Genomic DNA, 15,866 nt, shown 5'->3' with positions numbered 1-15,866 from the left:
ACCATGTAAATGCCTTATCGCCAAATGCCGAGATAGGGCGCATCCGCTACACTGGATAGTTGCAGCTCAGATTCCTCCCACTCACCGGGCATCAAGTAGATGCCATCACCTGTTTTCATGAAGATAGGTTTCGTTCCAAATGCAAAATGTTCAGGTAAGGCACGATCCCCACCGATCCAACTCATATCACGACCGAAGCGCGCTTCGTCCTTGCGGCCAAGCAGTTGGTATTGATCCCGAGCAAAATAATCCGTGATCGTCCAATGTTGGTCCCGCTCCATCCAGATGCAGCCGTTCCCAAGCAGTACCGAGGTCTCTTTCCCAGCCTCTGTATCGCGCAGCTCGCTCCAGAATGTTTCATCGGCTCCATAGCGAGCCACAATGTAGAGAAGATCATGCGAATGCCATGCTGTGGATGGGGCAACATCCGCTTCATTGTTCCAGCCTGTCGCAGAGGCAAAATAGCCTCGCGGATTCTGATAAGCTGCGTAAGTCTGGTCGCAACCTTCCAAATATACGCTGAGTTCCGCATCAGGAACATGCTTTAAGTACTGCTCTATCGCATAAAGCGTCATGCCCATACCGGCAATTAGCATCGGTTCGTCAAGCTTCACCCAATGGCTGCCAGAGTTATACCAGACACGGTGCATCCTTAGTTGGTTGCGACTGTCGTACCAGGTGCTCCTTGCAACGTGGCGGCATAGTGCCTCGGCATGCTGCAAATATCGCTCATCCCCGAACAATTGATATGCGAGTATGAGCGGCCCAATCAGTAAGCCATAATATTCACCTGGCTCGGTACTTGTTTTATCTTTATCGTAGCGGTAAGAGGCTTCACAATCCAGATCTGGCAGTCCACGGAAGTGGAACTGTTCGATCATCGCGTCCAATTGCTTACGCAGTTCATCGCGTCTCTCGGTACCACTTTCCGTTGCCCGAAGGTGAAGCAGCTTCCCCCACATACGGGAATATTCTTGGTTGCTAATCGCTCTGCCATTGGCATACATAATGCCAAAAGGATAGATCCGATCGATAGCTTCAAAGTTGCGTTCCATCGCAGCAAGCATTTGGTCTTTCATCTCTTTTGACAAATAATCTTCCCCATATTGCAAGGTTAAACCCAAGGAGACATTCGTTATCCCGTTATGAATAAGGCCGAATTTGGCGCTATCCCCGATCTGAAATCCGATATGATCATATTGACCATCTTCTTGAAAAGAGGTTGTTTGAAATCGAATCATTTGAAGAAGCTGATTTTCGAGTTCAGTGTCCCTTTTTTCATTGAGAAGTAACGCTAGCGTTGGCATCAAAGGACTGCCCCATGTACTGTGACCGCTTGTGAAATCTGACCAACGGTACGGATTTGATCCCCACACGGAGTGATTATGAAACCCGTGAATCTCGCCACTCGGCTGTACCCAAGAAAGCAGCCAATTGGCAAGTTTGCCCGCATTTGGCCGCTCTTCGATTTGATGATCTTTCATTTCAAATTCCTCCAGTCATAGCTGTCCATGAGTCTATATCTATCCTTATCGTAACTCATATCTAGGCTGTAAAGTTTCGTTGGTTTTCACGGTTTTGTTGCTATTTTGCACATTTAGAAAAGAAAAACCGGACTGGCGTATGAAGACACTCCAATCCGGCTATTTCAACGATTATTGAATACTTATGTCATCATAGTACACGGTGTTCGTATTGCCAGACCACAAATCTCCTATTGATATCCGATTAAAGCTACTTATGCCTGTAGGCGATGAAACCAATGTACCATCAATGTACATGTCTACTTTCGTACCAGATGTATAATCCCATTTGAACTCATGCCAACCTGTAGTTCTGGTTATGGATGTTGCCGTATGTGTACCACCTTGACGAACGACATATTTCGTTGATGACGTAGGGGTATTTACACCTATTCCCCGAAGCGTTACATTGTCATCTACAAAGCCTACAGTTTGCATGTTTGTCGCGCTGGCATTGTCGTAAAACCACATTGTAACCACTTTGTTATAACTCGTGTTAAATGTTTGTTGAATCGCATCCATATCCTCATTAACAATATAACTATTACTACCGGAATGCTTTACAGCTGTAGAGGTCGTTGGCGTCCCCTTACCTGGAACTACCACCCAGTTGCCTAACCCACTCTCAAAACCATCAAACGAATACATCGATTGGTATACGGTTGGATCCAGCACGAGTCCTGCGTCATCCGCATAAGCTTCACCTGACGCTGACGTTTTCTTGAAGTAGATTGTGGCACTTGTATTCGCTGCCCCTGACGTAAAATTGACCTTAACAAAGGTCCAAGTGGCACTAGTTGATGAAGTGGATACATCGGATCCGCCATAATTTTTGACACCTAAAGCAACAGTTTCACCCGCAGGTGTTCTCAACCAGCCTCCCGCGACATAATTCGTATTCGGCTGCAAGCCTGTAATCGTCTGGGCCACACCGTCTACCCCTCCGCTTAGTTTGACACCATATAGTTGTGAACGAGAATGTCCTGCATTAGCGGCGAGTCCCCAATGATTCTCATTGTACGCGACTGCATTGCCGGAATCCGTAGTTGACCAACCCGATAGGTTACCCAGCTCAAATCCTGCGTTGACTACTCTATTCATGGTTGGTGTACTTGGCGTCGAATAAGTCGGACTTGGTGGAGTCGTGAAATTGTGACCAGCCGTCCAATTCGTACCTCCGTACTCATACGCGCCAATATCAGGCGCACTGCCTACGTAGCCATCCGTAATACCAGGAATGACGATTCCTGTATCTCTAGCTGCTGAAGTCGAAAGCAACTGATAATCACGCGCCGTTTCATTTACAAATCCCGGAGTAGTTGTCAGATTGCTTCCAATTGTTGTATAGGCAGTTACTTCGGCATCATAGCCCTTCAGAATGTTATTAAAGATTCGATCCCCGTACATATCCGTTGTAAAAATATTTCCCCAAGCTTGCACCGTACCCGCATTCGTCCAGGAGGTATTATTGTAGACGAGGTTATACTCCGATGGTATGTTCAACTGCAAACCAGCGTTATTCCAAGTTACATTATGATGAATAATAAAATTGTTGGTGTAATTATCTAAATAAATGCCCATGCCTAGACTTGCGGATTTCGCATCGTGCACCCAATTGTGATGAATCTCCGTGTTTCCTCCATCCGTATTCGGTCCATAGAGCATGCCCAGGTCATTGGTTAGCCAGCCTGCATTATATACGTTGTTATATTGAATGTCATTCGCACTCATCCCGGCATAGAAGTAGATGGTTACCCTGCCAGAATCACTTACCGTATTATGACTGATCAAGCTATTAGCCCCTTTAAGGTTCACAAGCCCTTCCCAATCCGGTACATACCCGCCATCATGAATATAATTGTTAATCACGTTGTTCGAGTTGCCCTTTACTGTAACTAGACTGCCTGAGCTATAGGCCAGTTCGCTATCGCGAATCACATTATTGGTTCCATCTAAAATGATGCCAAGATTGTTTTGTTCATTCGCAAGCGTATTCAACTTATTATGTGAAATATATTTGCTAACGAGGCCTTGTAACAAACAGTTATTGGTGGAACTATCCATTTGAATCGTCGAAGCAATCGTTTGAATGCCTTTAATATCTACATAGCCCTTACTCGATAGATCGAAGGCAGTCGTTCTTTTTTTCGCTTCGACGGTTTGGCTCGTTGGACTTCCTCCACCCGGCGCCCATAGATAGAGCATGGCATTTGCTGAATCATACCACCACTCCTTCTCAATATCCAAAGCACCTTTGATCCCTGATAAATAATATTTATTGCCAGATGCTGGTACATAAGAGCCGCCGGTTGACTTTAATGAACCGAATGTCAGTTTTTTCGTTGTAGCATCAAATGCCGTAATCGTTGAAGTCATGGCAATCCATGAACTTCCACTTGTCGTCCATAATGTAGCTCCGTTCCAGAAACCCGTTCCTCCAGGAAGATTCGAATCCACAATATGCGTCAAATCACTTCCTGACTGCATGGTTGCTCGGGTCGGCTGTACCAATGTTCCTGTTTGGTTAGGCCAACGCGCTTCATCCATCATGGCGCTATTCACAAACACCTGGTTACCTGCACCTAACGTCCAATTCATTGGCGCTTTATAAATATTTCCACTATCCAACGTCCACCCTGTCACGACGTCATTGCCACTTACGATTACGGTTTCACCCGCATAATTCTGATATGTAATCTTGTTTCCCGCAGTCCCCGAATTAGCTGGGGTTACCGTTTCACGATATGTCCCACCTCTAATCATTACCGTATCCCCAGCAGTTGCTGTGAGAGCTGCCTTTTGAATCGTAAGAAATGGGGTGCTGATGGACGTTCCGTTATTAGAATCGCTTCCACTTGTAGATACATAATAAGTCGTTCCTGCAGCCTTCACTTCAGAGTTAGGGACTGCTATGGACAAGGGTGCGATAAGTAAGGCACTTAACATCACTTTCATTAGATTACTTTTCCATGTAGTTGCATTTCCAATCATGGCACACGCTCCTCAATTGTGTTTTACTGAACCGATAAAATGAATCATTCCCACCTTTCTTGTAACCGCTTTCTTTTTGAGGCAAAAGTTTTGAACTAACTTGGATGTCATTGTCCTTCCTCCTTAGTTAAATCTTTGTAACTCTTTACACAAAAGAACCATTTTCAAATTGCTGCTGAACCACCACCTTTCATTGATTTACTTTAATTTTATGAAATATGGGTATGTACGAATAGGGAGACAAAATAAAGATAAGGATAATAATTTGTCCTTATTGAGAAATGGCATATTCAAAAAATAGACACCATGCATCATTTAAGTTTGCAGGGTGTCTAGCTGGCTAAATGTTAGATAATTTTTTTACTTTTAGAAAGTTCGCTCACGTATTTCAAAACGAAACTCGGAAATGATCTCCCGATCCAACTGCGTGCGATTCCACACAATGCGGTAAAAGAGCATTCCTGATTTATAATGCGAATCCACCAAAATGTGCTCTATTTCCAATTCCCACTGCTTCGAATTGTAGACCAACGTCACAGAATTCATCTGTAAACGCCCAGAACCTGTTATTTCAGGTTGTACGGAGCTTATGAAAACCTCTTGATAAGTCTCAGGTAACTGATTAAAAAGAGCTTTATCTGTAATAACCAACTGTGGAGCCTCATTGACCGGGCGATTCCAAATAAATTCACGTGTTAGGCTTTCCAAAGAACTGCACGCATAAGCTTTCGTTAAATCCATGACAAGTTGAACGTTATCTTCTGATATTTGGCTAGAAACAATCTCAGACCGATAGGATTTTCCAAATCCTTGTCTACAACCATCAATAATCGGAACCGAATGTCCATGAGAACCTGCGTTGATCACCTCGTAGCGATAGCTGGGTTGGAAATATTGTTTGGTATAAACCCCTAACCCCAGATCTGCCATTATGTTCTGACCATCGACATGGATAATAAAATGTCCCAGATCATTATGATTGTGCGGCTCTTCATTATAACCGCCTTTGGCAGCAAATGCCGTAAGTCCACCTATCGAATTCCTTACTTTGGAGATTACCCATTGATTACCGGTAAAGATTTGCTCTTGAACCCTCTCATCACTACCCATTGAAGCTAACAATCCCGTTGGTGATGACGACCAAAGCATTAGTCTTGTTGCATCCACCCAATTACCCATAACTGGCTTCATCCTGTACTCTTCCGTTGGAAGCTGTAAGGATGGCACATACTGTTGCAAACGATGAAGAAGTCCCGGGTTTAAGGTTACTTCGTCAGCTGAATCGGAGAAATTGACGACCTTCCCCCCAGTTAACATGCAAAATTGCGGGAATTGCGCGATCCGTTCGACCTTCTCATCCGAAAGGAGAGAGATTCGACCCTGTGTACGTTCTTTTAATAATTCGGAAAAATAAACAAAGTGTGAGAATCCATATTGCCAATAAGCCGGGCCTTCTGGTGTCGCTCCTTGCTCATCAAAGCCTGAGAAGTAATTCCTCAAGACGCCAATCACACGCCACAACATTCCCGCCAGCTTCTCACTATCTTCGATCATATAGATAGCCGATGCACCTATACTCGATGAGCAAACCGCCGGCCAATTGTTCGTTTTTAATTCCCAGTTTTGCGGAGTGGGGTCATGGAAATACACTTGAAATATACGCTTATCGATCTCCTCTTTCACACGATGAACCACCCAGGGATGCAATCTATCTCCCAGCAAATGCACAGTTTCCGCTAAAGTGAATGCGGTCATCCCTGACAATAGGTCTACTGTTTCACGAGGGGGAACTGGTTGATCCCAGATGCCGTTCGGGTAATCATTATGATAGAGTCCAACATGTGCTGGTAATACCCACGTGTATTCGTTACATACGTTCCAAATGGCATTCTCTAGTCCTGTCTTCCATTCTTGCTTATCTTCTGTCATCGCAAGCATGCTGAATGCGTGAATCCCTGCGTACAAGTCATCTCTTTGTTTTTGAAATATCGCTCTGTCACCCGTATCTCCGAACAACGTGAACTCCGAAAAAAGCGGTGCTCGGACAGGATGTTCCATCAATTCTGCGGCTTGTTTCTCTAGATCGCGCCAGAAATCGGAGTAGTTCTCATCTTCTCGGATTCGTCTCCAATTATCGGAAGAAGTAGCTTCTGTATAAAGTGTACGGGGGAGTTGTTGTGTCTCCTCCAACGCATTCTTAAGTTGACGAAAAGTCACATGATTAAGCATGAGTGTATGCCTCCATAGTAATACTTTGCTTCAGTTTGTTACCCCTATTTTACTTTACTTCGTCCCTATAAAGTTTAGGTTGATTGCACTAAAATGTTGTTATATTGCACAAATAGGACTACCCTAGTTCGGATAGCCCCAATCAGACATTTAGCTATTTAATTTTCAAGAACTCTTCAATTTGTTTTTGCAGCTCAGCTACGATTTTGTCTGAACCTGCTTTTTTCAATTTCTCTATAAATTCCTTATACTTGGCATCCTCGTCAGGTAACGCTCCTGATTCTAGGATAAGCGCTGAACTATTACCTGCATACTCTTTAATAACTGCCGCAGTCTGAGCTAGCTCTATTTTAATCGGATCAAGATTAGGTTTATAACCAAGCAATGGCGAAACAAGAGCACCTGCATTTATTTCCTGCCAGATTTTAGTGAAGCCCACAGCGTCAGCCTGTGTTTCGTAACTATTCGCCGAATTGCCGAGAGTCCATTTCCATCCACCATACTTAGAGTCCCCAGTGCCTTGAAATCGGTAACCAATTGTTTCAATGCGTGTGTCGGAAACTTTCTTATAATGCTTGCCCTCGATTCCCCAAACAAGAAGGTTATACAAATCTTTCCCCTTTGTTGAATTCAATAAATTAAGTAACTGCATAGCGCGTTCTGGATTTTGGGATTTTCGGCTAATGGCCAAATTGGTGGGATCCGATAATGCAGAAATGATATATTTCTCTTCCATTGGAATTAACTGAATCGGGAATCCAGCTCTAATACTATCGTTTTTCGAGCCATCTTCAACGCTTCCTACCAACGAATGGAACCAAGCGATATTTCCGTCTGGCTTACCTTCATCTTGACGTTGATTTTGCAAGCTCAAAATATCCTTGCGGATGTAACCTTTTGCAAACCAATCTGTCATCGTTTGGATGAACAGCTGCTCTTTCGCTGTCTCGTAGGAATTAACAACCTTTAAACTTTTCGGATCCTTATAATCACCAGTCACAATAAAGCCAGGCACGATAATGTCGTGATACATAAAAGACTTAAGTATAATTGGGCTAAACCCTTTACGCAATTGATTAGTAGCCTTCAATCTCTCCAAGTAGGCTTCCATGACAGCAAATGACTCCTTGGAAACAGCACCGTACTTATAAAAAGTGTCCTGAGCCAGCTTCGGATCAATGTAACCTTTATCAATAAACTCTTTCGGTACGCGCATGGTTAGACGACTATCTACAGCTTGTTGATAGTTTGGAATCGCAAATAACTTTCCGTTAACTCGTGCGCGATCCATTACCCAAACGGGTATCTCGTTCTTGAGATCAGGCGCGTATTTATCAACCAAAGCATCCAACTCCATATAGGATCCGTTGTAAACCTCAGTTGGGTAATCTAATAAATATCCTGTCCATGCAATGTCAATCGGTTCTCCTGAAGCCGCCATGATCTTCCATTTCCCAGCGAATTCTGTATTAATAATGGCTTCAAACTCTACCTTTGTGTTAGGTAAATATGTTGCCAATTGTTTGTTAAACTCATCCCAAACCTCTTGTGTATCCGCTTGTTTTCCTGGACCCATGGTTACAAACTTTAGTGTCACCGGCTTTGGTGAATCTGTTGCTGCCGAGTTTTGTTTGGCAGATTCTTTTCCGCAACCAGACATCACGACTATTGTAGCTATACCAAGAACAAGCGTTTTACTCAGAAGATCTTTAAACGCTTTCATCTGTTCTCCCCCATTCTGTCAATAGTCATATTATCGTATACAAACTTGAAACTCAACTATAGTTCAAGGATTGGTATATAAGTGTAATTTAAAACAGAAGATATACGAATAAAATACAGAAAATAGGGCTATCCCAAGTTGGGATAGCCCTATTCGTCATTCCTATTTAGCTTTTAGTTTTGGCTGTCTATAGCGTCTCTGTAGCTAATAATAAGTTATACAGGACCTGAGCTGCTTCGGCACGAGTAGAGATGCCCTGCGGATCGAATTTGTCCGATGTGCGTCCTTGAATCAAGTTAAGTGTGGCTGCAGTTTTCACATATTCAGTCGCCCATGAGGATACTTGATCTTCATCCACAAATGAGTGAGTACCTTTGCCTACTGCTTTACCATTCTTTAACTCATATGCTCTAAGAAGCAAAGTAACCATTTCTTCGCGGGTAATTTGCGCATTAGCATCAAACAACGTCGCGCTCTTGCCCTGTACAATACCTGCCTTCACTGCGATGGATACCGCATCGGCATACCAATCGCCGGATTTCACATCGGCAAATGTTGTTTCCCCTTTTTCCGTAAGTTTCAATGCTCTAACCAGAAGTACTGTGAATTCGGCACGTGTTACGCTGCGTCCTGGTTCAAAGGTAGAAGCGCTCGTACCATTCAAGATTTGCTTCGCTGCGAGCTCCTTAATTACGTTAGAAGCCCAATGTCCGGATGGCACATCAGTGAATGTCTTCGTAACTTCAAGCACAGCATATTTACTAAAGTGGCTGATTTCAGCAGTGAGAACACCATTGTTTAATTTGCCGCCGACATACTCCAGTGTACCGTCGTTAGCAATATAATAGATACCTGCCAATTTCGGATTCATGGAAGCATTAACTTTAAGCTCAATCGTAATCGGCTTATCAAACTTCGAAAGATTGATTGTTTTCCCGTCAGATGTTTGAATGGATAAATTGAATTCATATACATCGCCGGCTAATTTATTTTCTGTATTCGAAGTCATGTTGCTTTTATTGATAAGTTCTTTCGCATCCGCATTGGATATCGGGTCCATCTTCAGTGAAATTGTTCCACCTTTTAATTGATCCGCGGAGAGCGTTCCTGTTAATTGCTTAAGCACCTCGGATGGGATCGAAACAGTCAATGCATCTGATTTGATTTCCAAATTGTTCTGTTTAATCAGTTCAGCTGTATTCCCCGGAAGTTTGATTTCCGTTGTGTTAGTAGGAATTATGACAGAAACGCTTCCTTGCTCGCTTTTCGTTAGTTGGCTAGGATTAATAATGGCTGTGTCCGATGGTGTTGTTACAGGTGGAATGAAACCACCACCCGATACAGGTATTTGCTTGAACGTAACATTGATCGTATGATTGCTTGTCACGTTGGTAAACGTGTAAGTATTGTTTGTTACCGTTGCAACCGTACCGTCTACCTTCAAAGTGTCAAGCAAATAACCGCTGTTCGGTGTGAACGTGAACGTTTTATTGGTTCCTTCCGTCACATTAACGCTGCCGCTCGGACTAATCATACCGTTACTTTCAGCACTTGCTGTGATCGTGTAAACCGTTGGAGGTATTTGCTTGAACGTAACATGAATCGTATGATTGCTTGTCACGTTGGTGAACGTGTACGTATTGCCTGTTACCGTTTCACTTTCACCGTCTACGGTCAAAGTATCGATCAAATAACCGCTGTCCGGTAGGAACGTGAAAGTTGCATAGGCTCCTTCAGTTACAGTTACATCGCCACTAATTGCACCGCCGACGCCTGCTGTAGCCATGATTGTATATACGTTTGGCGGCACAGGCTTGAATGTAACATGAATCGAATGATCACTCGTAACGTTAGTAAATGCATACGTATAGCTTGTTACCGTTGCATCCATACCGTCTACCAGCAACGTGTCGATCATATAACCGCTGACCGGAGTGAAAATGAATGTTTGATCTTTCCCATCATTGACAGTAATGCTGCCGCTCGGGCTGATTACACCGTTACTATCAGCTGATGCCGTGATCGTATGAAGAGCCGTGACATTGATTTGAATTGCTGCCCCAGATGTCGCATAACGGTTTCCATCGAAACCATTCCATGTAAATTCATCTGTTCCTGCATAATCAGTAGTTGGCGTATAGGTCAAGTTGGCAAGATTGCTTGCGAGAACCACTTGATCTACCACTACAGCTGTTCCGCTTAACTTCAGTGTTCCATGAGCTGGCAGTGTAGGAATCTTGACACTGGCCAAAGCATCGCCATCTGAATCACTGAAGCCAAAGTTTGCAGTAGTAAGGTTAACTACTGTGTTTACAGAAGTTGTAATCGTTGTGTTAGAAACGATTGGTAATTTATTCAATGAAATAGCAATCGTTTTGGTAACCGCATTTCCCAGATTGATACCATCATAGCCTACAAAACTCAAACCACGAGGTGCAACAGTTGGAGTTGAGCTTGATGTTTTGTACTCCACAGCTTGCAAAGCAGCCTGCCATTGAGCAGCAGTTGCACCACTTGCAGAAGTAAGTGTAAGAATACCTGCGGTTGCATCGTAGCTGCCTGCAATATCTCCCATCGTGCTAGGAGCATTGGTAAGCTGCAATACATCTTCTGCACTCTTGAAGCCATCCACGATACTTACCATTACTTTTGCAGTATTGAGTATAGTGGCGGAATCCAAATCTTTAAAGGTAATACCACTGTCAATAGCTACACCATTTGTATCCGCATAGTATGTGGTCGCGTTGGATGATGGTGTGATCGTTGGACCCATGGTGTCTAGTGAGGTAGTAACCGCTACATTGTCCCAGTAAGTGGTTAAAGCTTTTGAAATTGCATTCTCCCACAAATCACCTAGGGCAATATAATTGGGAACTTCTGTCGTCCTTGGTTCTTGACGTACCCGCGTACCATTAATATACATATCTGTCGTTGTAGCTGGGGTAAAGTCAATCTTTAATTGATGCCACCCAGCTGTTCTTGAAGTACCGGACGGAATAAACTGGTTAGCCGTAGCACCAATCTTCGTAGTCACTGTACGCATGCTATATATTGATGATGAACCTTGTGTTCCATTAGAATACTGTCCTAGGAACCAAGAGTTCGCAGGAGCAGTACTACTTTTCACTTGTAAAACCTGATTAACAATAGCAGCGGTAGGATCAGCGTCGTAAACCCAAGCAGTAACGACCTTGTTACGGAAATCCCATCCGGCTTGAGTTTGGTTAATCGCATTTAAGTTTCTGCCATCGTTACCTGTGGAAACAGCAGCAGTGCCAAAACTACTATAGCCATCAAAATTAAATTGATTTGTCGTAGCAGGTGTTGCTGCTACAATTCCAGCAGTTCCGGAAGTATTCGCCTTCCAAGGTCCCATCAAAGTAGGATTTGCACTATTAGTTGTGTTAGCCTTTCCGCCAGAGATGTCTACTGGATCATTCTCGAAGTTGTCAAAGTAATATGTCTGGATAACATTCACAAAAAATGTCTTCGTAATGACTGTAGCACCATCCGTTACCCTAACGGTCATAGTGGACAATCCAACAGGAAGCGAACCACCAGTTGTAAATGGCTGATTTGTACCAAGGGCATTTGTCACGCTCATGGATACTTGCGGATCATTTCCGCCTCTGATTTTGGGTGCAAAGTTTACTGCGGCACTGGTATCTGTCGCGGTTGCTGTTCCCACTGTTAAGTTGTTTGGTACAGTGAAGTCCAACGGTCCTTTGAGAGTGGTTGTATCCACCACATTCACATTATCAAAGTTACCTGTACTGTTTCCCCCTGTGAAAAAGTCTCCCAACGCAATGGTGTTAAAAGAAGAAGCTTTGTTGGAATATCCTTGCCAAGTTTGATCAATATATATATCCACGCCAGAACCGGATGAATAATCAAATGTCAGCGTGTGCCAACCGGGCGTACGAGGAACGGTTGACGTTTGCCACATACCTGTGCCAAGTGTAATCGAGTAGTTCGTTGCAGAATTTGCAATGTGGATACCTGCGCCATACATAGAAGCAATCTTATCAAAGTTTGTTGCACCACTGCTGTCAACATGTGCAATTAGGCTCTTATTGCCTGCCGCCATGTCGTCATAGAAATCTACTGTTGCAACCTTTGCATAGGATGAGCTTAATACTCTATAGACTGCATTTTTGTCTACAGAGCCATCCAACTTATAGCTATAGTTACCCTCTGACTTAATCGTTGAATCGAGAAGAGGCGTACCCAAGCCCCAAGTCCAGTTAGCAGGATGCCATGAATCTTCAAAGCCATTAAAGTATGTGCTGCCCGCTGGATAGACAGGGCTGTAAGCTGCATCCTCTGATAATCCCAACTCGTCAATGTAACCTCTTAAAGTGTTGGTACCACTCTTTTTCACATAATAAGTCAAACTGGTATCATTCGGTCCAGTTGTAAAAGTAATACTATGTGTAGGGCGGGCTGTCACACCAGCGACACCAAAGGTTGAAGCCGTTGCTTGCTTTACAGGAGGATTCGTTGCAAGCCCAGTAATGCCCAATTCAAGATAATCTGAGGGTGCTACTGGCGTTTGTTTAAATACGACGAAGTCCATAAACATACAAATACGTGCCAAAGCCGTTGGGTTTGTGTTTGTAAACTTCAAGTAAATATCCGCTGTTGTACCGGCTGCAGGTACATTTGTCAGAGTATTTAAGGTCCTATAACCCCAGCCCACATTAGTACTCAGTGTCTGCGTAGTCATCAACAAGCCGCCTGTCGCTGGGTCACCATTATACATCTGTATCTTACCAGTAGAGTTTTCAGAAGCAGTACCAAAATATACTCTGTCTACACCAGCTGCAAACTCAACACCTGGGAATTTGAGTGTAACAGATGAACCTGTAATAAATGCACCTTCTGAATTACGGAAACTAAAAGAATCAGGAGCGGTTGCTGGTGTGACTGGAATTGCATCTGTATAGTATCTACGTTCACCCATTACCTTACCCCAAAGCGAGGCAGTATACTTGGTGTTTGGCTTTACAGTAACTGTTTGGGAAATCTGTTCGTTATTTTTTAGGACTGCACCTGTGTAGCCATCTTTTATAAGCATACCTTTTGCTGTTTGTCCACCGTTTCTAAAATCCCATGCGTTATGTGTAATGATTGATGGAGAACCTAAGGTAGTCCAATTAGTCAATCCGTCCACAAAACCGCCGTTCTTTAGCAACTGTTGATAAGGTAAATTCTTCAACTGGAACGTTGGGTTAATGTTTGAAGCATTCGCCATATCATAGCCAGCAGTCCAAACTACGCCCGGCTGAACTGCGCCTTGTACAGCAAAACCAGTCGTGTGTCCATCTGTTACACCTGAAATTTCTATGCTTCGATACTGCTCTGGTGTTTTTAGTCTAAAATCGCCATTGGCTGGGTCTACAAAAATTGCGCCAATAACAGCATTCGTACCCGTAGTATTGTACTGCTCAACTGCTCCACCTGACGTTTGGGAGGCCAATGGGCCACCCAAGATGTTGCCCATGAGTACCGTTCCAAAAGATTCAAGTTGGTCAGCAGTATCGCCCCAATTGCCAAAACTATTGTCTTTTGAGTTGTGAATTGTATTGTTTACAATCGTCATACGCTCGTTAGGCAAATTAATAAGCATAGCAACTTTAGTGTTGTAGATAATGTTGTCATAGATTTTTAAGTTTCCAGACACGTTATCAGGATAGATCCCCTCTACGTTTGCCGAGTTAGGCACATCATATAGAATATTGTGGTGAATTTCTGAACCATCAAAGTCATGGTTTACAAGGTAAATGATACCGCCATCGTAGGAAATCTTCATTGTATCATGCATTTTGTTGTACTGAATGACGGAGCTTTGGAACTTACCGCCGATAGCTGCACGACCCACGTTATAGATTTCGTTGTGGCTAACCAGTTGATTGTAGCCATAGATACCTACACCATCTTGATAATAACCAAACAGGTCAACATCGTGAATGTTGTTGTTGATTACCTTGTTGTCATGCCCCAACATTTTGATTCCGTAACCATACATGTCTTTGATTTCACAATCACGTACCGTGTTGTTATAGCCATCTAACTCAAACGATTTTGTAAGGCCATCTGTAAGCACACTCATTGTAAAAAGTTTGTTATAGGAATCTACTTTTTCGATAACAGCACCTTTGAATGTGTTGTCATGAGAGTTTTTAAAGTTCACTCCCGCAGAACGAATGTTAATACCTTGAATGGTAATATTTGAACGCCCCTCTAAGTTAAAAACATTCTCTCTGTTTTTGAACTCAACTTGACCGCTACTTGGGTTAATAACTGTAGCGGAAGCATCTGTTAAGTACACATACAACTTACCGGCAGCAACATCTTTATACCACACTGCTGCGTTCGATGGTTTTGTAGCTGCGCCAGCAATAAGCTTAAGCGCTTGATAACTGTTAGAAAGATACATACCACTTGCTACACCAAATGATTTTGGTGTGTATCCAGATAGCGGCCACTTAAAGGTGATTTTATCGGCCGTATTGCTAACAACTTCACCAGTCTGTGCAGAGAATCCATTGTTTGACGATGCATAAACGAGTGCACCTGTCCAAGCATCCGCTGTCATGCCAGTAAATCCACGTACATACTCGTTGTCATACGTTATAAATTGTCCATCTGCATTCACAGTGCCCGATGGGTCAACATTTGCATCTGAAGCATTTACAAATTTTCCATACTTCGACTTGTCTAAGAGTTCACTATCTTTTATATATGGAAATCTTGCTGGACTCATGGATACAGGGTTACCAGTCGAATCTGTAAAAAATGCAATGTTGCCGTTACCGCTATCAAAATTCCAAGACACATTAGCCTCAAAAACACCAGCATCTGCGGTTTCTGTCCATCCTGTCACCAAGTCGCCTCCGGACATGATAACTTTGTCACTACCGAAGTTCATAAATGTTACATTGTCACTTGCAGGGGTAACCGTCTCACGGTAAATACCAGCCTTAATCTCGACTATATCGCCGCTAGTTGCCACAGTAGCAGCTTTTTGGATGGTCTGAAAAGGTGCTACTAAAGAACCATCGTTAGAATCATTTCCATTCGTGCCATCAACGTAGTAGCTTGTTGCAGCTGCTGCAACTGTTCTTACAGGCATCGATAAAAGCGGTGTGCACATCATTAATAACGATAATATCAGGGCCACCCATTTGTTACTCTTAATTGCTCTTGCTTGAAGCATTCTGATCCCCTCCTAGTTGAACTTGTAAGCGCGATCAATCTCTTGAAGAAATAACTATCCCCCTTGATTCTTGATCTCTAAACGGAATTTACAAATGGCATTACCACTTCAACCTCGTATATAAAAAGAAGTCATTGCTTGCTTTGTTAGCAAGCAATGGCTTCTTTTTTCAATACTCTTA

5 protein-coding genes are annotated in these 15,866 nt (G+C 43.2%); all 5 read right to left on the bottom strand.

The window, feature by feature from the left end; genetic code table 11:
• Positions 1-14 precede the first annotated feature (14 nt).
• The 5 genes from AC58QO_RS10785 to AC58QO_RS10765 all read right to left on the bottom strand — a co-directional run bounded on the left by AC58QO_RS10785 (position 15) and on the right by AC58QO_RS10765 (position 15,685).
• Entirely contained in the window at positions 15-1,484 is a 1,470-nt protein-coding gene (locus AC58QO_RS10785) for a glycoside hydrolase family protein (RefSeq protein ID WP_497265290.1), read from the bottom strand.
• 171 nt (positions 1,485-1,655) lie between these two features.
• Positions 1,656-4,514, bottom strand: coding sequence for a right-handed parallel beta-helix repeat-containing protein (locus AC58QO_RS10780; protein ID WP_497265289.1), 2,859 nt, complete (start codon positions 4,512-4,514; stop codon positions 1,656-1,658).
• A gap of 366 nt (positions 4,515-4,880) precedes the next feature.
• Positions 4,881-6,743, bottom strand: a complete 1,863-nt coding sequence (locus AC58QO_RS10775) for a heparinase II/III family protein (protein ID WP_497265288.1) — start codon at positions 6,741-6,743, stop codon at positions 4,881-4,883.
• Positions 6,744-6,897: 154 nt separating this feature from the next.
• Complete coding sequence (locus AC58QO_RS10770) at positions 6,898-8,466, bottom strand: ABC transporter substrate-binding protein (RefSeq protein WP_497265287.1); 1,569 nt, start codon at positions 8,464-8,466, stop codon at positions 6,898-6,900.
• A 187-nt stretch (positions 8,467-8,653) separates the two neighbouring features.
• Positions 8,654-15,685 carry an S-layer homology domain-containing protein gene (locus tag AC58QO_RS10765; RefSeq protein WP_497265286.1) on the bottom strand — a complete coding sequence of 2,344 codons (7,032 nt, stop codon included), beginning with the start codon at positions 15,683-15,685 and terminating at the stop codon, positions 8,654-8,656.
• Between the last annotated feature and the right edge of the window lie 181 nt (positions 15,686-15,866).

This window comes from Paenibacillus sp. J31R30 (assembly GCF_059692115.1).
The sequence above is the reverse complement of the archived record's forward strand: the minus strand, read 5'-3'. Positions and strand labels throughout refer to the sequence as shown.

What these genes read in the sequence shown, in the direction of transcription:
- AC58QO_RS10770 (WP_497265287.1), bottom strand. Translation starts at nt 8,466, where the DNA reads ATGAAAGCGTTTAAAGATCTTCTGAGTAAAACGCTTGTTCTTGGTATA.
- AC58QO_RS10780 (WP_497265289.1), bottom strand. Translation starts at nt 4,514, where the DNA reads ATGATTGGAAATGCAACTACATGGAAAAGTAATCTAATGAAAGTGATG.
- AC58QO_RS10785 (WP_497265290.1), bottom strand. Translation starts at nt 1,484, where the DNA reads ATGAAAGATCATCAAATCGAAGAGCGGCCAAATGCGGGCAAACTTGCC.
- AC58QO_RS10775 (WP_497265288.1), bottom strand. Translation starts at nt 6,743, where the DNA reads ATGCTTAATCATGTGACTTTTCGTCAACTTAAGAATGCGTTGGAGGAG.
- AC58QO_RS10765 (WP_497265286.1), bottom strand. Translation starts at nt 15,685, where the DNA reads ATGCTTCAAGCAAGAGCAATTAAGAGTAACAAATGGGTGGCCCTGATA.